Below are 19,285 nucleotides of genomic sequence, written 5' to 3'. Positions count from 1 at the left end.
CATTGGCGTCATTTTACTTGCGATTTGGACTTATGTTAAAATATAAAAGTAATTTTAGAGATGATATGAAAACATTGGTGCAAAACATGTTGCGGCGATGAAAAAAAGAGCAGTCGTTTATGCTGCTCTTTTCTATTCGTATGTTCAGTATGATACGAGGTGACTAAGTGAAACAAACAAGAGCATTAATGGAAGGTGCTATTTTAATCAGTTTGTTTGCGATCATCACACTGCTGGTCGTTTATGTTCCATTGATTGGAACCATTCTGTTATTTGCACTGCCGCTGCCTATGATCCTTTATACGATCAGACACGGATTGAAATTAGGATTATGGATGGGCGCTGTCAGTCTTCCTGTTGTCTTTATTGTCGGGTCCTTTAACGGACTGATTGTAGCTTTTATGTCAGCTTGTGCGGGCATAGCCATGGGGCATTTTTTCAAAAAAAGAGAACCCGGTCATGCTATTATTTCGGGTGCCCTTATTTATATGCTTTGTATCGTGTTCTATTTTGTGATAAGCATTCAGTTTTTGGGTATCAATATCATTGATGAAGCAATGACACAATATCGGCAATCACTCGATATCGTTGAATCCGTTTTGAAACAATCGGGTAATGCTGAAGAACTTGAGAAACAAATGAAACTGATGGAAGAACAATTGAGTACGGTTCAATATCTTTTTCCAACAGCTATCGTGATGGTAGGAGCCATTTTTTCTTTCCTCAGTTACCTTATCGCTAAGCCGCTCTTAAGGCGATTCTCCCCCGATATTCCTAGTCTAAAGCCTTTTAGAGAGTTGAAGTTTCCGCAAAGTGTTGTAGTACTGTATTTGTTGATTGTCATGCTTTCATTTCTGCCTTTAGAAAAAGGCCAAATGCTGTACTCTATCGCTTTAAATGGGGAGTTTATACTCGGATTTCTTATTTTTATCCAAGGTTTATCATTTATCTTTTTCTATTGCCATAAGAAAAAATATCCAAAGGCAGTGGCCGTCATTGCAGTCATTCTTGGTCTGCTGCAACCGATTTTTATGGCAGCCATTCGCATTTTAGGCGTTATAGACATGGGCTTTAACATAAGGAATAAGGTGAAGTGAAAATGAGTTTTACTCACATGGTGGGGAGTGATAGAAATGCCAAGCTTTTATGAAAAACCGTTGTTTCGGTATCCCATCTATGCATTGATTGCTTTGTCAATCATTACAATCCTCATCAGCTTTTATTTTAACTGGATCATAGGAACCGTTGAAGTGTTGCTGCTGGCAGTTATACTGTTTTTTATAAAACGCGCGGATTCTCTTATTCGAAAAGAGATTGACGCTTATATTTCTACGTTATCCTACAGGTTGAAAAAAGTCGGGGAAGAGGCATTGATGGAAATGCCGATCGGTATCATGCTTTTTAATGATCAATACTATATAGAATGGGCAAATCCGTTTCTCTCTTCTTGCTTTAATGAAAGTACATTAGTGGGGAGATCACTTTATGATACTTGTGAATCCGTTGTGCCGCTCATCAAACAAGAGGTAGAATCGGAAACGGTTACATTGAATGACCGAAAATTTAAAGTGGTCATCAAACGGGATGAGCGTCTGCTTTATTTCTTCGATGTGACGGAACAGATACAGATTGAAAAGCAATATGAAAATGAAAGAACTGTGCTGGCCTATATTTTCCTTGATAACTACGATGATGTGACGCAAGGATTAGACGACCAGACGAGAAGCACGATGAACAGCCAAGTGACCTCTTTGCTCAACGCTTGGGCGCAGGAGTATGGAATATTCCTAAAAAGGACATCGTCAGAACGTTTTATCGCTGTGCTTAATGAGAATATTTTAACCGAACTTGAAAATTCGAAGTTTTCGATTCTGGATGAGGTACGGGAAAAAACCTCATTTGACGGCGTTGCGCTGACCTTAAGCGTCGGTGTCGGAGCTTCCGTCTCATCGCTGAAGGAGCTTGGCGATTTGGCGCAATCCAGTCTGGACTTAGCGCTGGGCCGCGGCGGAGACCAGGTAGCCATTAAGCTGCCAAACGGAAAAGTGAAGTTTTACGGCGGTAAAACGAACCCGATGGAGAAGCGAACAAGGGTGCGCGCCCGCGTGATTTCTCATGCTTTAAAGGAAATTGTTTCTGAAAGCAGCAATGTGATTATCATGGGACACAAATTTCCCGATATGGATTCTATCGGTGCGGCGATCGGGATATTAAAGGTGTCACAGGCAAATAACAAAGATGGTTTTATTGTGATTGATCCGAATCAAATCGGTTCAAGTGTGCAGCGCTTGATTGAGGAAATTAAAAAATATGAAGAGCTGTGGTCAAGGTTCATCACGCCCGAAGAAGCAATGGAAATTGCCAATGACGACACGCTGCTTGTCATCGTGGATACGCATAAGCCGTCGCTTGTTATAGAAGAACGGCTGGTAAACAAAATTGAGCATATTGTGGTCATCGACCATCACCGCAGAGGCGAAGAATTTATCAGAGACCCGCTGCTCGTCTATATGGAGCCGTACGCTTCATCAACAGCGGAATTGGTGACAGAGCTGCTTGAGTATCAGCCGAAGCGCTTAAAAATCAATATGATTGAAGCAACGGCCCTATTAGCTGGTATAATAGTGGATACAAAGAGCTTTTCACTCCGCACTGGCTCGCGGACCTTTGATGCGGCTTCATATTTAAGAGCAAAAGGCGCCGATACGGTGCTTGTGCAGAAGTTCCTCAAAGAAACCGTTGATTCCTATATTAAACGAGCGAAGCTAATCCAGCATACGGCCCTCTATAAAGAGAACATCGCGATTGCATCACTGCCTGAGAATGAGGATGAATATTTCGATCAAGTGCTGATTGCGCAGGCTGCGGATTCTCTGCTGTCGATGAGCGAGGTTGAGGCTTCATTTGCGGTAGCAAGACGTGATGAACAAACTGTTTGTATCAGTGCGCGGTCTCTTGGCGATGTGAATGTTCAGATCATCATGGAGGCGCTGGAAGGCGGAGGACATTTAACAAATGCGGCGACTCAGTTATCCGGCATTTCAGTAACAGAAGCACTGGAGCGGCTGAAGGGCGCCATAGATGAGTATTTTGAGGGAGGCGTACAAAGATGAAGGTTATTTTCTTACAAGATGTAAAAGGAAAAGGAAAAAAAGGCGAAGTGAAAAACGTAGCAGATGGTTATGCGCATAACTTTCTGATTAAAAAAGGCCTCGCGGTTGAAGCGAACGCGTCAAACATCAGTGTACTAAACGGTCAAAAGCAGAAAGAGAAAAAAGAAGCCATCGCAGAGCTTGAGCAGGCAAAGAGCTTAAAAGAGACATTAGAAAAACTGACTGTTGAGCTCAGCGCGAAATCAGGTGAAGGCGGCCGATTGTTCGGCTCTGTCACAAGCAAGCAAATTACTGAACAGCTTCAAAAAGACCATAACATTAAAGTGGATAAGCGGAAGCTGGAACTGCCGGACGGCATTCGTGCGTTAGGTTATACAAACGTTCCTGTGAAATTGCATCCTGAGGTGCAGGCTGTGTTAAAGGTACATGTGAAAGAAGAAGCTTAATAGAAAAGAGGCTTGGATTGATCCAAGCCTCTTTTTTTATTCTACGAGATAAAGGGTTTGCTGGCTTTCTCCGCCAGGTCCACCTTTCATGCTTTGCTGGCTGCTTGTGCTGCTCGAGGAACTGCTGTACTTGTCAGAAGATATTTCTTGGCCGTTTTTCTTGATCCAAGAAATGAGTTCAGTATTGCCTGAGTTCTTTTCTGGCAGCAGGAAGTATTTTACTTTTCCCTCTTTGACTAGTTTTTTCAGATCAGAGACAGTCAGGATCGGATCTGTGCCGTTGAAGCCGCCGAGTGCCATGACGGATTCATCTGTATTGATGATATATGGCGCAGCCGTTACGGTTGTCAAAGCAGCAAATAGATACTCTTCGCCGGTATTATGCTTTCTCAGATAGGACAAGAGTCCGGTATCAACCTCTTTCACCTCTTTATGATGTCTTATTGTAAAAAACAAATATGAAAAACTTATGAATAAACCATAAAGATTCAAAGAATGTCTTGCAGTTTTTTTCATAAAAAAGAGGCGGAGACAAGTTCACCGCCCATTTTCTATGCTGAATTTCGCTTTCTCTCTGTCTGAAGGACGTATCGATCGCGTCCTGCCCCGAGTCCTGCTGTTCCCATGACGATTAGAGCAGCAATAAGAAGCACAATCGGCATTGTCCATGAATGTGTCTGGTCAAAGAGAAACCCGACAAAGATCGGCCCGACAGCAGCAAGAAGGTAGCCAAATGACTGGGACATGCCCGACAGCGCTGCAGCCTGATACGCATTTTCACTTCGGAGCCCAATGAGAGTAAGTGCCAGACTAATGCTGGAGCCTTGTCCGATACCGATAATCACCATCCAGATGGCAAGCATAGCATGGCTGCCCCCCGTTAATAATCCGCATAGACCGATCAGATAGACTGCGGTCAGCGCTGCAACGATCCCGCGCTGATGTTTCACGCGGTCAGCTAAAACCGGTGTCAGAAAAGTGGAAGGCAGACTCGCAAATTGCATGAGTGATACCAGCCATCCGGCGGTTGACGTATCAATTCCGTGTGAACGGAGAATCTCAGGAAACCAGGCGATACTGCTGTAAAATAAAAAGGATTGCAGGCCCATGAAGATGGTGACGAACCATGCCATTTTGGAAGCCCAAATCGGACTTGTTTGAAGCTGCGGCGTCTGGTTGGACACATCCCGATGGCGAAGCTGGGGTATCCAAATCAGCAAGGCTAGACATGCCAAGCCTCCCCATAAGAGAAATCCCTGTTTCCATCCGCCATCCAACTGGGCCGCTAAAGGTACGCTGATACCTGATGCTAAAGCAGCGAATATATTCATTGATGTTGTATACAGGCTGATCATGAGCCCTGGCTTTTCAGGGTATTTATGTTTGATTAAGCTTGGCAAAAGTACGTTTCCGATCGCAATTCCGATTCCGATAAGTGCCGTTCCGAAAAACAGAGCGGGGGTATAGCCGGCAGATCGAATCAAAACACCGATAAACAGTATCAGGAGACCAAGCCATAAGGTTCGCTCATTTCCAAGACGACGTCCTAGCTTAGGCGCGAGCGGAGAAAGAACGGCAAACGAAAGCAGCGGCAGAGCGGTCAAAAACCCGGCTGCCCCGTTGGACATGTGCAGCTCTGTCCTGATGGAGCTGATGACCGGCCCAACTGAAGTGATTGCAGGTCTTAAATTAAACGCGATAAAGATAATACCGGCAATCAGCCAAAACGATTGGATTTTTTTATTTTGTGGATGTGGCAAAGCAGTTACTCCTCTTTTCTAACATATACTTAATATCATTCCGATACATGTAAGCAAGTATGCGAGTGCGGGTTATGATTTGTCCTCTTTCTGCAATTCAGCCATTTTGGCAAGCAGGATATGCTGAGGCATATGCATGATCTGTTCAAGCGGCAGATTCAAAGACTCTGCAAGCTTTTGTGCAGTATCAGCAGAAATTTGCAAAGGTCTCACAAAGATCCCTCCTCTCTTTTGTCCATTGTACAAGAATCAGATGTGAAACGTAAGAAGATATCACAAAGGAATGGTGCAATCCGAAAATGCCCCTTATAAAAGAGATAAGGAGGGTTCAGCATGAATAAACCGTTATCATTATTAAAACAAATGCTGTATGAGCATCAGATCGACACTGAGAGAGCTGTCACATTGGAAGAATATATCGCTTTGCGGCATAAGCTTCAGGAGCTAATGGGGAAATTTGCTTCATTTGAAGAGTGGGAGCTGTATCAAAAGGCGGCGGATATCATGATGCGTACCGGATTCAAATGGATGGAATAGCGTGTCTTACCCGTTAAAAAAAGCCCCGCGGCAGCGAAGGCTTTCAGTTTGTTAGAAAGAGAGTTCCTCTTCCACATTTTTATGCTGGTCATAAATCACAAGCTTTGCCGGGCTGTTCTCTTTGGCTACCTGCTTCGCTTTTTCAATTGCGGCGTCTTTAGAGGTGTATAAAGCTGTAGGCGCCACATTATCCACTGTGATAAACCAGCCGTCCACATCGACGTTGGGTGTTACGGCGTATTTTTTCAGCATATTTATTCCTCCCTCAAGTTTTATCAGTTTTTTTCCCCAGGCTGACACTGTCCGAAACTATCCAATCTGCTGACTGAAAAAAATAGGAAACAAAGAATTTTTCTATTTTTTTTCTGGATAAATGGTAAAATGGAGTTTGGAGATTTTTTAATGAGAGGACGGTGCTTAGCATGACAGACCTTCTGAATGATCGGCTGCCGCCGCAAAATATAGAAGCCGAACAAGCCGTGTTAGGCGCTATTTTTTTACAGCCGTCTGCTTTAACACTGGCTTCAGAGGTATTGATTCCAGATGATTTCTATAGAATGTCCCACCAAAAAATTTATAATGCAATGCTGGTGCTCGGAGACCGCGGTGAACCGGTTGATTTAGTTACGGTGACGTCAGAGCTTGCCAACACGGACCTGCTGGAAGAAGTGGGAGGCATATCGTATCTGACAGATATCGCAAACTCGGTGCCGACAGCGGCTAACATAGAATATTACGCAAAAATCGTTGAGGAAAAATCAATTCTTCGCCGGTTAATCAGAACAGCGACAACAATCGCTCAGGACGGATATACCCGCGAGGACGAGGTTGAAGATTTACTCAGTGAAGCGGAAAAAACGATTATGGAAGTGGCGCAGCGCAAAAATACAAGCGCCTTCCAAAATATCAAGGATGTCCTTGTTCAGACGTATGACAACATCGAACAGCTTCACAATCGAAAAGGTGATATTACCGGGATTCCAACAGGGTTTTCTGAACTTGACCGGATGACTGCCGGATTCCAGCGCAATGACTTGATTATTGTGGCTGCCCGTCCGTCAGTAGGGAAAACGGCCTTTGCCCTGAATATCGCGCAAAACGTAGCGACAAAGACCGACGAGAGTGTAGCCATTTTCAGTCTTGAGATGGGTGCCGAGCAGCTCGTTATGCGTATGCTTTGTGCCGAGGGAAATATCAATGCCCAAAACCTTCGTACAGGAAATCTGACAGAAGAGGATTGGGGCAAGCTGACGATGGCGATGGGAAGCCTGTCCAACAGCGGAATTTATATCGATGACACACCAGGTATCCGTGTCAGTGAAATCCGTGCCAAATGCCGCCGTTTGAAGCAGGAAAGCGGTCTTGGCATGATTTTGATCGATTACCTTCAATTGATTCAGGGAAGCGGACGTTCAAAGGATAACCGTCAGCAGGAAGTATCAGAAATTTCCCGTGAACTGAAATCGATCGCCAGAGAGCTTCAAGTCCCTGTTATTGCGCTTTCTCAGCTTTCGCGTGGTGTTGAGCAGCGTCAGGATAAACGTCCGATGATGTCTGATATCCGTGAATCAGGAAGTATTGAGCAGGATGCAGATATTGTTGCGTTCCTTTATCGTGATGACTACTATGACAAAGAAACTGAGAACAAAAACATTATCGAAATCATTATTGCCAAACAGCGTAACGGCCCGGTAGGAACCGTGTCTCTTGCGTTCGTAAAAGAATACAATAAATTCGTCAACCTGGAACGGCGTTTTGACGACGCAGGTGTTCCGCCCGGTGCGTAAACCCCAAGAGCTTTTTCTTGGGGTTTTTTTCATCCAAAAGACGGAAGAGAAACCAGCCGCTTAGCGGATGTGAAAATGAAAGCGGTTTAATAAAATGAGGCAAAAAGGAGAGGGTAACAATGAGGAATCGTTTTTCACAATTTCATGCCGCACAAATTCGGATAGCGAGACCCACGGGCCGGCTTGACCAGATCATTCGGTTTTATGAAGAAGGGCTGGGCTTAAAACGACTTGGTGAATTTCATCAGCATAATGGGTATGACGGTGTCATGTTTGGCCTCCCCCACACCGATTACCACTTGGAATTCACCCAGCATGAAGGGGAAAGTACAGCGCCCGTGCCCCATCCAGACAGCCTGCTCGTCTTTTATGTGCCGAACGAAGAAGAAATCAAAGCCATCACTGCAAAATTAAAAAGAATGGGTTATCAGGAGGCGGAACCTGAGAACCCGTACTGGAGTCATGGAGGGGTGACAATAGAGGATCCAGACGGCTGGCGAATCGTGTTCATGAACACAAAAGGGATTTCAGACAAGTGATTCTTTCCTCCACTAAAGGATGAAAGTTTCATGAGCTTTTCGAGGAAAAGCTTTAAGAAAACGCTTCTAATATCAATTAAAGCGAACGAATGAGGATTTATAAGAATTTAATGTTCGGATTTGCGATTGACTTTCTGTTTCTTCACTGATAAACTTGATTTGTTTGAATAGAATCGTTTTTGAAAGGTTAACGGAGGTGCACGGACATGTCTTCAGTAGTTGTAGTAGGTACGCAATGGGGCGATGAAGGAAAAGGTAAAATCACAGATTTCCTATCAGAAAATGCAGAAGTGATCGCCCGTTATCAAGGCGGAAATAACGCAGGGCACACCATCAAGTTTGACGGAGTCACATACAAGCTTCACTTAATCCCGTCTGGAATTTTCTATAAAGATAAGACGTGTGTGATCGGAAACGGAATGGTTGTAGATCCAAAAGCATTAGTCACAGAGCTTGCGTATCTTCATGAGCGCAACGTCAGTACAGATAACCTGAGAATCAGCAACAGAGCTCACGTGATTCTGCCTTATCATTTGAAGTTGGATGAAGTGGAAGAAGAGCGAAAAGGAGCAAACAAGATCGGCACAACGAAAAAAGGAATCGGCCCTGCTTATATGGATAAAGCAGCCCGAATCGGCATTCGTATCGCAGACTTGTTGGATCGTGACGCGTTTGCGGAGAAACTCGAACGCAATCTTGAAGAAAAAAACCGTCTGCTTGAGAAAATGTACGAGACAGAAGGATTTAAAATAGAAGATATCTTAGATGAGTATTATGAATACGGACAGCAGATTAAGAAATATGTCTGCGATACATCGGTTGTTTTAAATGATGCGCTTGATGAAGGCCGCCGCGTGTTATTTGAAGGCGCGCAAGGGGTTATGCTTGATATCGACCAAGGAACATACCCGTTTGTTACGTCATCTAACCCGGTTGCCGGCGGTGTAACCATCGGTTCAGGTGTCGGCCCGACAAAAATAAAGCACGTAGTCGGCGTCTCAAAAGCCTATACGACTCGTGTCGGCGATGGTCCTTTCCCGACTGAGCTGAAAGACGAAATCGGAGATCAAATCCGTGAAGTCGGACGTGAATATGGAACAACAACAGGCCGCCCACGCCGTGTCGGCTGGTTTGACAGTGTCGTTGTCCGCCACGCCCGCCGTGTCAGCGGAATCACAGATCTTTCTCTGAACTCAATTGACGTCCTAACAGGAATTGAAACGCTGAAAATCTGTGTGGCTTACCGCTATAAAGGCGAAATCATCGAAGAATTCCCTGCAAGCCTTAAAGCACTTGCTGAATGTGAGCCGGTATATGAAGAAATGCCGGGCTGGACTGAGGATATTACAGGTGCGAAAAGCTTGAGCGAGCTTCCTGAAAACGCGCGTCACTATCTTGAGCGCGTGTCTCAGCTGACAGGCATTCCGCTTTCTATTTTCTCTGTCGGCCCAGACCGTTCACAAACAAATGTCCTTCGCAGCGTGTATCGTGCGAACTAAGCAGAACACCCGTAAGCCCCTGTTTTCAGGGGCTTTTTTTTTGTTTGAAAACTGCATATAAGTTGGTCTGAGAAAAAAATATGAAAAAAAACCAAAAAAGTTATTGCCACTTCTATTTGTTCGTGATATTATAAATCTCGTTGTTACGGAAACTACTTCAATAGAGTACAAGATAAGAACTTGATCCAAGTCGTTTGCTCTATGGAAAATCCGGCATCTTAGGAGCCATTAGCTCAGTTGGTAGAGCATCTGACTTTTAATCAGAGGGTCGAAGGTTCGAGTCCTTCATGGCTCACCATTTTTGTGAAGGCCCGTTGGTCAAGCGGTTAAGACACCGCCCTTTCACGGCGGTAACACGGGTTCGAATCCCGTACGGGTCATTGATTTACTTTAGCGTTATTGCTAAATTCCTTATTTGTCTGCGAGAGCTGACACGACAGCTCTCCAGACAAATTACTGTAAGGTCCGGTAGTTCAGTTGGTTAGAATGCCTGCCTGTCACGCAGGAGGTCGCGGGTTCGAGTCCCGTCCGGACCGCCATTTTACTTTACTTAGTAGAGAAAAATAAATCATTTGGCTCGGTAGCTCAGTTGGTAGAGCAACGGACTGAAAATCCGTGTGTCGGCGGTTCGATTCCGTCCCGAGCCACTTACCAAACGCATCTGCAATCGTAGGTGCGTTTTTTCTTTTAAGAAAAGATAGACATGCGGAGTGTTATAATAGAAGAAAAAGGGAGAACCGGCCCTGCGGCCGGTTCAAAGAAGAAGACGTCAATGAAAAGACGCACGCAGGTGAGCGGAGGTTTCATTTAAATTATCTTTTTTAAGAAAAGTTGAAAAACATGACAAAAGATAGACAACTGGTGGATGAAGGTGAAAAATGTGTTTTTTTCTAAACCTTTATTTTTTTTATCTTTTGACCTTAAACCGTTATAATAGACAAGGACCCATTGTTCTATTTGGGCCATAAGTGATGTAACGAATGTGTATAGATGAAATGAAGACCATTCGGCAGGAGGAAAATTAAAAATGATGGATAAAAAGATCCTTGTAGTAGATGATGAAAAACCGATTGCAGATATATTAGAATTCAACTTAAGAAAAGAGGGCTATGAAGTGCATTGCGCCTATGACGGAAATGAAGCCGTCGAAATGGTGGAAGAGCTTCAGCCTGATTTAATTCTTTTAGATATTATGCTTCCAAATAAAGACGGCGTTGAAGTATGCCGTGAAGTCAGAAAGAAATACGATATGCCTATCATTATGCTGACGGCTAAGGATTCAGAAATTGATAAGGTCATCGGGCTTGAAATCGGTGCTGATGACTATGTTACGAAACCGTTCAGCACACGTGAGCTTTTGGCCCGTGTGAAAGCGAACCTGCGCCGCCAGCTGACAACAGCGCCAGCGGAGGAAGAATCATCTTCCAACGACATTCATATCGGCTCCCTCGTGATCTTCCCTGACGCGTATGTAGTGTCTAAAAGAGATGAAACGATCGAATTGACCCATCGTGAGTTCGAATTGCTGCATTACCTGGCAAAACACATCGGTCAAGTCATGACACGTGAGCACTTGCTGCAAACAGTCTGGGGCTACGATTACTTTGGGGATGTCAGAACGGTTGACGTAACAGTGCGCCGCCTTCGTGAAAAAATTGAGGACAACCCAAGCCATCCAAATTGGATTGTCACACGCCGCGGCGTCGGTTATTACTTGAGAAACCCAGAACAGGACTAATGCCCAATGAATAAGGTTGGTTTTTTTCGGTCGATCCAATTTAAGATTACCTTGATTTATGTGCTTTTGATTATCATCGCGATGCAAGTCATTGGTGTGTATTTTGTCAATCAGGTAGAGAAGTCGCTGATTACATCTTATGAACAATCGCTTAATCAGCGAATCGACAACCTTTCTTATTATATTGAGCAGGAATATAAGAGTGATAACGACAGCACCGTCATTAAGGATGATGTCAGCCGTATTTTGAATGACTTCACGAAGAGTGATGAAATTCGGGAAATTACTTTTGTTGATAAAAGCTATGAAGTGGTTGGCTCTTCAAGGCCATATGGAGAAGAAGTTGCAGGGAAACAAACGACGGATCTCATTTTCAAAAGAATTTTTTCTACTAAACAGTCTTATTCTAGAAAATATTATGACCCGAAAAGCAAAATAAGAGTCCTCATTTCCGCAAAGCCCGTTACCACTGAAAACCAAGAGGTTGTCGGAGCGATTTATGTGGTAGCGAGCATGGAAGATGTCTTTGGCCAAATGAAGACCATCAACACAATACTGGCCTCCGGCACTGGTTTGGCCCTCGTTTTGACAGCCCTTCTCGGTATTTTTCTAGCCAGAACCATTACCCACCCGCTTTCAGATATGAGGAAACAGGCAATGGAGCTTGCGAAAGGGAATTTCTCCAGGAAGGTTAGAAAGTATGGTCATGATGAAATTGGACAGCTCGCCACAACGTTTAATCACTTAACGAGAGAGCTTGAAGATGCACAGGCCATGACAGAGGGTGAACGCAGAAAGCTTTCCTCTGTTATTGCCTATATGACGGACGGCGTTATTGCCACAAACCGAAACGGAGCAATTATCCTCTTGAACAGCCCGGCGCTGGAGCTGCTGAACGTTTCACGTGAAACAGCTTTGGAAATGCCGATTACAAGCTTGCTGGGGATTCAAGAGAATTATACATTTGAAGATTTAGTTGAACAGCAGGACTCTATGCTGCTCGAAATTGAGCGGGACGACGAACTGACAGTGCTTCGCGTCAATTTCTCCGTGATTCAAAGGGAGCATGGCAAAATCGACGGCTTAATTGCGGTCATTTACGATGTAACCGAGCAGGAGAAAATTGATCAGGAACGCAGAGAGTTTGTGGCGAATGTATCACACGAGCTGCGGACGCCGCTTACGACAATGCGCAGTTATTTAGAGGCGTTAGCTGAAGGTGCATGGGAAAACAAAGACATTGCACCGCGTTTCTTAATGGTGACGCAGAATGAAACAGAGCGGATGATTCGGCTTGTAAACGATTTGCTTCAGCTTTCTAAATTTGACAGCAAGGATTATCAATTTAATCGTGAGTGGATTCAAATCGTCCGATTTATGTCCCTCATTATTGATCGCTTTGAAATGACGAAGGAACAGCATGTAGAATTTATCCGCAATCTGCCGGACAGAAACCTGTATGTAGAGATTGACCAGGATAAAATTACGCAGGTACTCGATAATATTATTTCCAACGCTTTAAAATATTCTCCTGAAGGCGGACATGTCACCTTCTCGATTGACGTAAATGAAGAGGAAGAACTTCTCTATATCAGTGTTAAGGATGAAGGGATCGGGATTCCGAAAAAGGATGTCGAAAAAGTCTTTGACCGCTTCTACAGGGTCGATAAAGCGAGAACGAGAAAGCTCGGCGGGACCGGTCTGGGACTTGCCATTGCGAGGGAAATGGTTCAGGCGCACGGCGGAGATATTTGGGCAGACAGTGTAGAAGGAAAAGGCACAACGATAACTTTTACTCTTCCATATAAAGAAGAACAAGAGGATGATTGGGATGAAGCGTGAAAATATAAAAACAATATTACTTACGGTACTTGTCGTCATCAGTCTTGTTTTTACATGGAGCATATGGACATTTCAGCCTAATTTTTCTGAAGGCTCGTCATCAGCGGAGTCTATGGTGCGTGAGAAACATAAAATTGAGAAAAATACCCAAAAACTGTCTGAAACGGTAAAACCGCGGGAAATGTTTATTCATGATGACGGTGCTCATTATAAGGTCGATGATGAAACACTTTATGATGAAGTCTGGTCAGATTTGCCGCATTGGGATGTAAAAGGCATTAAAGATATATCGGATCAATATGATAAGGCCGGATTCAAGAGCTGGTTTTATGGAAGAGGCGGTTCTGCTGCCAAGCTTGATCTGCAATTCAGTGACACGATACCTATTGATATTATTCAAACGCTGCTTAAATGGTCCAATCAATCGTTTGAATACAGCTCGTTTGATCATATTATGATCCCATTCGAAGAAACAAAAACGAATAAGAAGATTTATTTGGTATCTTACAGCAAGCAGCTTATTCTGGAAGTGACGGTTGAATCAGCAAACTACCGGAATATCATGAATGATTTACAAAACAAAAAATCAAACATGCCTGCGTACAGCTTGTTTTCGATCGGAACAAAGAAAGAGTTCTTGCTTCCGAACAAATCGCTTACGATGGATAAAAAGGAATTTGTCACGGAATCAATTAAGACAAACACTTTTAAACAGGCACTGTTCAGCGATCCGAGCATCGTAAGAGAAGATTCAAATTATAATAACAGAAATGTACTGACGGATGGCATCAGCCGTTTAGATGTCAGCTTGACTCAGCGACAGGTTCAATTTCAGCAGCGTAATTTAGTGCAGAGCACCTCGTATCAAACAGGTGAGTTAATCAAAAAGAGTCAGAAATACCTAGAGGATACAGGAAGCTGGACGGATCACTATCAATTTTTTAATATCAATGACAGCCAGCAGCTGAGTTTCTATATCTTTATGGACCAGCTCCCGGTCATTAACAGCATGTCTAAACCGTTTGGCGGCACTTCGGCGATCACCGTGCAATGGGCCAATGACGATATTCTCAGCTATAAACGGCCGAACTACAGTCTTGGAACGAATCCGATTAAAACAAGTGAAACAGAGCTGATGAGCGGTAGTGAAGTGAGGGCTCTTCTATCCAAACAAACGGCGTATGATACGGACAAAATTGATCAGATTTTCCCTGCGTATCAGTTGGTGTCAACATCAACTAACGATGATCCTCTTGTTGAGCTTGAACCGGTTTGGGCTATGAAAATAAACGGAAAAATGGTGCCGATTACGAAGGAATTATTGACGAAGGAGGGGGCAGACAATGGAGTGGAATAAGACAAAAACAATCTTCATCGTTGCCTTCCTCATTTTAGATATTTTCTTAGGCTATCAGTTTTTTGAGAAGCGATCGATCAGTAAAGAATATGAAGTCATTAAAAACGATGTAGAGCATGACATGAAGGCAGATCATATCACGTATGAAGGTCTGGATAAGGAAGCGATAGAAGGCTATCGAATCACGGCGAATCAAAAGGTCTTCACGAAGGATGATATTGAATCACTCAAGGATCAAAAGCCTATGATGGATATGCCTAGTGATGATCATAAAGTAACGAACCTAAAGATGAAGTTTACGAGCCCGATTGGCCTTTCCAAGAAAAACATAGAGGGCGATGCACAGGCGCTTGTGTCTTCTAAAATTCAAGATGGTGAAAAATACAAGCTTTGGAAGGTGGATAAATCTAAAAAAGAAATCATTTACTTCCAAACGTATGAAGGCCATTACATTTATCAGAAGACTGATAACTCCTCTAATATGATCGGACAAGTGATTTTGCATTTAAACGATAAAAACGAGGTTGTGTCATACGAGCAGTCGACCCTTGAGACCTTTAAGCAGATTCAGAAAGAAAGCTTAATTACTGAGCTTGATGCGGTTGAATTATTGTACTATCAAAATCAGTTAAAAGAATACTGCACCATAAAGAGTGTGAAATTCGGCTATGTGGCGCAATATCCGCTGACAAGTACGCAGGTACTGGCGCCGGTATGGAGAGTTACGGTGGAGTATGATAAAAAAGTGAACGGCGAGAAAAAGAAAGTGCAAGAGTATTTTACTGTGAATGCTTTGGAGAGTACGATTTTAGATACAGATCAATCAAAATAATGGAGTGAACTGAAATGAGCTTGCAATTTAGCGTACTTGCGAGCGGGAGTACGGGAAATGCGTTTTACCTGGAAACAGAGGATCACGCGTTTTTAGTGGACGCCGGTTTAAGCGGGAAAGCCATGGACGGATTAATGGCGCAAATCGGACGTAAGCTGGATGATGTGGACGGCATTTTTGTGACGCATGAGCATAGTGACCATATTAAAGGCCTCGGCGTCATCGCCAGAAAGTACAAGCTTCCGATCTATGCGAACGAGAAGACGTGGAAGGCGATGGAGAACCAGATCGGCAAAATTGATACCGATCAAAAGTTTGAGTTTCCGATGGAGACGGTGAAGTCGTTTGGCGGACTTGATGTAGAATCGTTTGGCGTCTCTCACGATGCGGCTGAGCCCATGTTTTATGTGTTTCATTGTAATGGGCGCAAGCTCGCGTTAATGACAGACACAGGATATGTCAGCGACCGGATGAAGGGCATTATCCGTTCGGCGAATGTGTTCGTTTTTGAAAGCAATCATGATGTTGGCATGCTGCAAATGGGAAGATACCCTTGGAGTATTAAGCGGCGCATTTTAAGTGACGTCGGGCACGTTTCAAATGAAGATGCTGCTTTGGCGATGACTGATGTCATCGGCGATGAGACATCTCGTATCTACCTCGCCCATTTGAGTCAAGACAACAATATGAAAGAGCTGGCCAGAATGTCTGTTCAGCAGACCTTGGCTTCTAAAGGGTTTGTGGCAGGCGAGACATTTGATTTGTTTGATACCGACCCGAAAAAGGCTACTCCGCTTTGCGCTGTATAATTTTTTCTTGTGTAACATGACTATTATAGGAGTTTCTAATCCACAATATAACCATATCAACGTTCTCTGAAAGGATGGAATATGGTGGATTACGAGCGTGAGGAACATAATACTCCTGAACAGCCGAAGAGAAGCAAAAAAGGTTATTTTCTTTCAAGTCTGATCGGGGTGATTGTCGGCGCTGTATTGATGGCGTTTCTAATGCCATACCTTTCAAATGAGGGGTTAGATACAGGTGAGGCAGATCAACAGCTGAACAACAGGCAGGAACCAATTCGAACAGTGAATGTCAGTGTGAACAACGCTGTCACTAAGATTGTCAGCAATGTGTCGCCAGCTGTTGTCGGTGTCGTAAACATTCAAAAAACAGATATTTGGGGAGAAAGCGGTGAGGCTGGGAGCGGCTCAGGTGTCATCTACAAGAAAAATGACAACTCAGCTTATGTCGTGACCAACCATCATGTGATCGAGGGCGCTTCCCAAATTGAAATCAGTTTAAAAGACGGTTCGCGCGTGTCTGCTGAGCTTGTCGGCAGCGACCAACTGATGGATCTTGCCGTCTTGCGGGTGAAAAGCGATAAAATCAAAGCCGTCGCTGATTTTGGCAATTCAGATAAAGTGAAATCAGGCGAACCGGTAATTGCGATCGGCAACCCGTTAGGCCTTGAATTTGCAGGCTCTGTCACACAGGGCGTCATTTCGGGAACAGAGAGAGCGATTCCGGTTGATTCCAATGATGACGGTCAGCCTGACTGGAATGCAGAGGTGCTGCAAACCGATGCGGCCATTAACCCGGGGAACAGCGGCGGCGCTTTGTTAAATATGGACGGAAAAGTCATCGGCATCAATTCAATGAAAATCGCGGAGTCAGCGGTTGAAGGGATTGGCCTGTCTATTCCATCTAAACTTGTGATCCCGGTGATAGAGGATTTGGAGAAATATGGCGAAGTGAAGCGCCCGTTCCTTGGCATTGAAATGAAATCGTTAAATGATATCGCAAGCTACCATTGGGATGAAACGCTGAAGCTTCCTAAACATGTGACCAACGGAGCGGTGATAATGGGTGTAGATGCCTTTTCACCTGCCGGAAAAGCGGGACTCAAGGAACTGGATGTCATCACTGAATTTGACGGGCAAAAAGTAAATGATATTGTGGATCTTCGGAAGCGGCTTTATCAAAAACGTGTCGGTGATCGGGTAAAGGTGACGTTTTACCGAGGCGGAAAAGAAAAGTCCGTTGAAGTGAAACTGTCTTCCGCAGATCAGTTAGGGAGATAATGGAAGCAGTCTGGCACCAATGCCAGGCTGTTTTTTTATGTAAAAGAGCGGAACGGGGTCACGCCCGTTCCATAGAAAATACATGGATGTTACACGTGAAACAGTGTGTAAGGGCTTGTCAGCTTTCCATTTTCAGCGTTTATTTTATGTATGATTACTGGTTGTTATTTTGCGTGCAGAGAAAACTTCTTCAGCCGGTATTGCAGGCTTTGTCTGCTGATGCCGAGCTCCTGGGCGGTTTTTGAAATGTTATGGCCGTGTTTTCTTAGAATGTTCTCGATTACATATTTTTCGAAGCTCTCCATTTTTTCTTTTAAATCAGCTGTTGGCTGATGCCCTTCGGTTTCTGGCTCCGATGTGTCAGCCGGCTTGATTTTCATTCGGTATTGGTATGGCAGATGGTTAGCTGTAATCATTTGTTCATCTGTCATGAAATTCATCGCACCCTCGATCATATGCTCAAGCTCGCGAATATTTCCCGGCCAATCATAGGATAAGAAAAATTGCTTCACATCTTCACTGATCTGTTCGACATTCATTTGAAATAGGTGGTTGTTTTTCTGGATGAATTCCGACGCGAGAAGCAAAATGTCCTCTTTGCGCTCCCGAAGAGGCGGGATGATCAGCGTCACGACGCTCAGCCTGTAATACAAGTCCTTACGCATTCGCTCTCCAGCAATGGCATCAATCGGGTCTTCATTCATCGTGGCGATAATGCGCACGTCAATCGGTGTATCCTTGGTCGAACCAATGCGTCTGATTTTCCGTTCCTGCAGGGCACGCAGCAATTTTGCCTGCAAGCTCAAATTCAGCGAGTTGATTTCATCTAACAGAAGTGTCCCGCCATGGGCTTGCTCAAACAGGCCAGGCTGGTCAACGGCACCTGTAAACGCACCTTTTTTCGTCCCGAACAGGATGCTTTCCACCAGGCTGTCAGGCAGAGCAGCACAGTTTTGAGAAATAAACGGGCCGCTTGATCGGTCGCTGCCGTTATGGATACTTTGTGCGAACAGCTCTTTTCCCGTGCCGGTTTCACCTGCGAGAAGCACCGATGAAGACGTTCGGGTCGCCCGCTTGGCGTTTTCGATGACATCCTGAATCGCCGGACTGGTGCCGAGAATGCTGTCAAATGTGTACGTCGCGTTTCCTTTTTTATTCATATTCTCTCTGATCAGGCGTTCAAGCTTTGTCACATCCTTGGCAATTTCGACAGCGCCTTTGATTTCGCCGTTTTGGATAATCGGATATGTATGATTGATCGTCGTGATTTCCTGGCCTTTATTATTGAAATAGCTTTGCTTTACATTGTTGATCGTTTTGCCTTCCTGAAGGGCTTGCACAAGCGTGCTGTCCTGCTGCTTCGAAAACATAAACACATCCATCAGGTTTTTATTTAAGACGTCCTGCTTCTCCATATCTTCAATCTGCATCATCTTGTTGTTATAAACAATGGTGTTTCCATGCTCGTCCACCACGTGCAGGCCGACATCAATTTCATCCAGAATGCTCTGAAACACTAATGTGAGGAATTCGCTGTCTTTGACCAAAGTATAAACCTCCCTCATTTATTTTCTTAATATTGCTTCTATTTTATAAAAGATTGGAGAGGATATGCAAAAGAATTTTGCACTTTATGAAAATTTCGCGCGAAATATCTGAATATTTTTGCACCCATGCCTCGAATATTGTAGAAAATACACGAATGTGCGAGTTGGCACGAAACTTGCATTTATAAAAAGGGAAAGCAG

At 44.1% G+C, this 19,285-nt stretch carries 17 protein-coding genes, 4 tRNA genes and 1 pseudogene; 17 read left to right on the top strand and 5 right to left on the bottom strand.

From position 1 onward, the window contains the following. Window positions 1-167: 167 nt before the first annotated feature. From NST56_RS21675 to rplI, 3 genes are read left to right on the top strand one after another with little or no spacing between them, the layout of a single operon-like run. A complete protein-coding gene (locus NST56_RS21675; protein ID WP_010332610.1) occupies window positions 168-1,097 on the top strand; it encodes a YybS family protein in 930 nt (309 codons plus the stop codon). A gap of 36 nt (window positions 1,098-1,133) precedes the next feature. Then, entirely contained in the window at window positions 1,134-3,113 is a 1,980-nt protein-coding gene (gene gdpP / locus NST56_RS21670) for a cyclic-di-AMP phosphodiesterase GdpP (RefSeq protein WP_010332609.1), read from the top strand. Beyond that, window positions 3,110-3,559 carry a 50S ribosomal protein L9 gene (rplI, locus tag NST56_RS21665; protein WP_010332608.1) on the top strand — a complete coding sequence of 150 codons (450 nt, stop codon included), beginning with the start codon at window positions 3,110-3,112 and terminating at the stop codon, window positions 3,557-3,559. Before gdpP ends, rplI begins: the two co-directional genes overlap by 4 nt. Window positions 3,560-3,595: 36 nt before the next feature. On the opposite strand, the pseudogene NST56_RS21660 reads toward rplI, so the two are convergent. The 3 genes and pseudogenes from NST56_RS21660 to NST56_RS21650 all read right to left on the bottom strand — a co-directional run. After that, window positions 3,596-3,979: pseudogene (locus tag NST56_RS21660) on the bottom strand (mannosyltransferase); the annotation flags it as partial. 131 nt (window positions 3,980-4,110) lie between these two features. Continuing rightward, a complete protein-coding gene (locus NST56_RS21655) occupies window positions 4,111-5,319 on the bottom strand; it encodes an MFS transporter (protein ID WP_268449221.1) in 1,209 nt (402 codons plus the stop codon). Window positions 5,320-5,391: 72 nt separating this feature from the next. Next, entirely contained in the window at window positions 5,392-5,532 is a 141-nt protein-coding gene (locus NST56_RS21650; protein WP_339179116.1) for a YycC family protein, read from the bottom strand. Window positions 5,533-5,652: 120 nt separating this feature from the next. Between NST56_RS21650 and NST56_RS21645 the strand changes: the two genes are divergently transcribed. Further along, entirely contained in the window at window positions 5,653-5,856 is a 204-nt protein-coding gene (locus NST56_RS21645; protein ID WP_010332605.1) for a hypothetical protein, read from the top strand. A gap of 51 nt (window positions 5,857-5,907) precedes the next feature. On the opposite strand, the gene NST56_RS21640 is transcribed toward NST56_RS21645, so the two are convergent. Continuing rightward, window positions 5,908-6,108, bottom strand: coding sequence for a DUF2188 domain-containing protein (locus tag NST56_RS21640; protein WP_010332604.1), 201 nt, complete (start codon window positions 6,106-6,108; stop codon window positions 5,908-5,910). A 170-nt stretch (window positions 6,109-6,278) separates the two neighbouring features. Between NST56_RS21640 and dnaB the strand changes: the two genes are divergently transcribed. The 13 genes from dnaB to NST56_RS21575 all read left to right on the top strand — a co-directional run bounded on the left by dnaB (window position 6,279) and on the right by NST56_RS21575 (window position 17,537). After that, window positions 6,279-7,643 (top strand): replicative DNA helicase, encoded by a 1,365-nt coding sequence (gene dnaB, locus NST56_RS21635; RefSeq protein ID WP_010332602.1) that lies wholly within the window; start codon window positions 6,279-6,281, stop codon window positions 7,641-7,643. A gap of 119 nt (window positions 7,644-7,762) precedes the next feature. Next, entirely contained in the window at window positions 7,763-8,182 is a 420-nt protein-coding gene (locus NST56_RS21630) for a VOC family protein (RefSeq protein ID WP_229148245.1), read from the top strand. A 206-nt stretch (window positions 8,183-8,388) separates the two neighbouring features. After that, window positions 8,389-9,681 carry an adenylosuccinate synthase gene (purA, locus tag NST56_RS21625; protein WP_010332600.1) on the top strand — a complete coding sequence of 431 codons (1,293 nt, stop codon included), beginning with the start codon at window positions 8,389-8,391 and terminating at the stop codon, window positions 9,679-9,681. Window positions 9,682-9,903: 222 nt separating this feature from the next. Then, window positions 9,904-9,979: transfer RNA gene (locus tag NST56_RS21620), tRNA-Lys, on the top strand. Between the two features lie 10 nt (window positions 9,980-9,989). After that, window positions 9,990-10,061: transfer RNA gene (locus tag NST56_RS21615), tRNA-Glu, on the top strand. An 82-nt stretch (window positions 10,062-10,143) separates the two neighbouring features. Further along, window positions 10,144-10,220 (top strand) — tRNA-Asp (locus NST56_RS21610). 35 nt (window positions 10,221-10,255) lie between these two features. Then, a tRNA-Phe gene (locus NST56_RS21605) sits at window positions 10,256-10,328 on the top strand. A gap of 383 nt (window positions 10,329-10,711) precedes the next feature. Further along, the gene (gene walR, locus NST56_RS21600; RefSeq protein WP_010332599.1) at window positions 10,712-11,419 is read left to right on the top strand and encodes a cell wall metabolism DNA-binding response regulator WalR; all 708 of its coding nucleotides are present in this window, start codon (window positions 10,712-10,714) and stop codon (window positions 11,417-11,419) included. A gap of 6 nt (window positions 11,420-11,425) precedes the next feature. Beyond that, a complete protein-coding gene (gene walK, locus NST56_RS21595) occupies window positions 11,426-13,261 on the top strand; it encodes a cell wall metabolism sensor histidine kinase WalK (RefSeq protein WP_010332598.1) in 1,836 nt (611 codons plus the stop codon). Next, the gene (gene yycH, locus NST56_RS21590) at window positions 13,251-14,618 is read left to right on the top strand and encodes a two-component system activity regulator YycH (RefSeq protein ID WP_268449227.1); all 1,368 of its coding nucleotides are present in this window, start codon (window positions 13,251-13,253) and stop codon (window positions 14,616-14,618) included. The genes walK and yycH overlap by 11 nt, the downstream gene beginning before the upstream one ends. Then, window positions 14,605-15,450: a two-component system regulatory protein YycI gene (yycI, locus tag NST56_RS21585; RefSeq protein ID WP_010332596.1), complete on the top strand. Its 846-nt coding sequence runs from the start codon at window positions 14,605-14,607 to the stop codon at window positions 15,448-15,450. Before yycH ends, yycI begins: the two co-directional genes overlap by 14 nt. A gap of 14 nt (window positions 15,451-15,464) precedes the next feature. Next, window positions 15,465-16,259, top strand: coding sequence for an MBL fold metallo-hydrolase (locus NST56_RS21580; RefSeq protein ID WP_010332595.1), 795 nt, complete (start codon window positions 15,465-15,467; stop codon window positions 16,257-16,259). Between the two features lie 81 nt (window positions 16,260-16,340). Continuing rightward, complete coding sequence (locus tag NST56_RS21575; protein ID WP_268449230.1) at window positions 16,341-17,537, top strand: S1C family serine protease; 1,197 nt, start codon at window positions 16,341-16,343, stop codon at window positions 17,535-17,537. A gap of 164 nt (window positions 17,538-17,701) precedes the next feature. Here NST56_RS21575 and rocR read toward each other — a convergent pair whose 3' ends face one another. After that, window positions 17,702-19,084: an arginine utilization regulatory protein RocR gene (rocR, locus tag NST56_RS21570; RefSeq protein WP_229148251.1), complete on the bottom strand. Its 1,383-nt coding sequence runs from the start codon at window positions 19,082-19,084 to the stop codon at window positions 17,702-17,704. Window positions 19,085-19,285: the final 201 nt, after the last annotated feature.

This window comes from Bacillus sp. FSL R5-0560 (assembly GCF_037966305.1).
GTDB lineage: Bacteria > Bacillota > Bacilli > Bacillales > Bacillaceae > Bacillus > Bacillus mojavensis.
Note: the sequence above shows the minus strand (reverse complement) of the source record. Positions and strands in the feature narration are given on the sequence as shown.

Coding starts and splice junctions, on each gene's coding strand:
- NST56_RS21640 (WP_010332604.1), bottom strand. CDS start 6,108: ATGCTGAAAAAATACGCCGTAACACCCAACGTCGATGTGGACGGCTGG.
- NST56_RS21575 (WP_268449230.1), top strand. CDS start 16,341: ATGGTGGATTACGAGCGTGAGGAACATAATACTCCTGAACAGCCGAAG.
- purA (WP_010332600.1), top strand. CDS start 8,389: ATGTCTTCAGTAGTTGTAGTAGGTACGCAATGGGGCGATGAAGGAAAA.
- walR (WP_010332599.1), top strand. CDS start 10,712: ATGGATAAAAAGATCCTTGTAGTAGATGATGAAAAACCGATTGCAGAT.
- NST56_RS21580 (WP_010332595.1), top strand. CDS start 15,465: ATGAGCTTGCAATTTAGCGTACTTGCGAGCGGGAGTACGGGAAATGCG.
- rplI (WP_010332608.1), top strand. CDS start 3,110: ATGAAGGTTATTTTCTTACAAGATGTAAAAGGAAAAGGAAAAAAAGGC.
- dnaB (WP_010332602.1), top strand. CDS start 6,279: ATGACAGACCTTCTGAATGATCGGCTGCCGCCGCAAAATATAGAAGCC.
- NST56_RS21645 (WP_010332605.1), top strand. CDS start 5,653: ATGAATAAACCGTTATCATTATTAAAACAAATGCTGTATGAGCATCAG.
- gdpP (WP_010332609.1), top strand. CDS start 1,134: ATGCCAAGCTTTTATGAAAAACCGTTGTTTCGGTATCCCATCTATGCA.
- yycI (WP_010332596.1), top strand. CDS start 14,605: ATGGAGTGGAATAAGACAAAAACAATCTTCATCGTTGCCTTCCTCATT.
- NST56_RS21630 (WP_229148245.1), top strand. CDS start 7,763: ATGAGGAATCGTTTTTCACAATTTCATGCCGCACAAATTCGGATAGCG.
- walK (WP_010332598.1), top strand. CDS start 11,426: ATGAATAAGGTTGGTTTTTTTCGGTCGATCCAATTTAAGATTACCTTG.
- yycH (WP_268449227.1), top strand. CDS start 13,251: ATGAAGCGTGAAAATATAAAAACAATATTACTTACGGTACTTGTCGTC.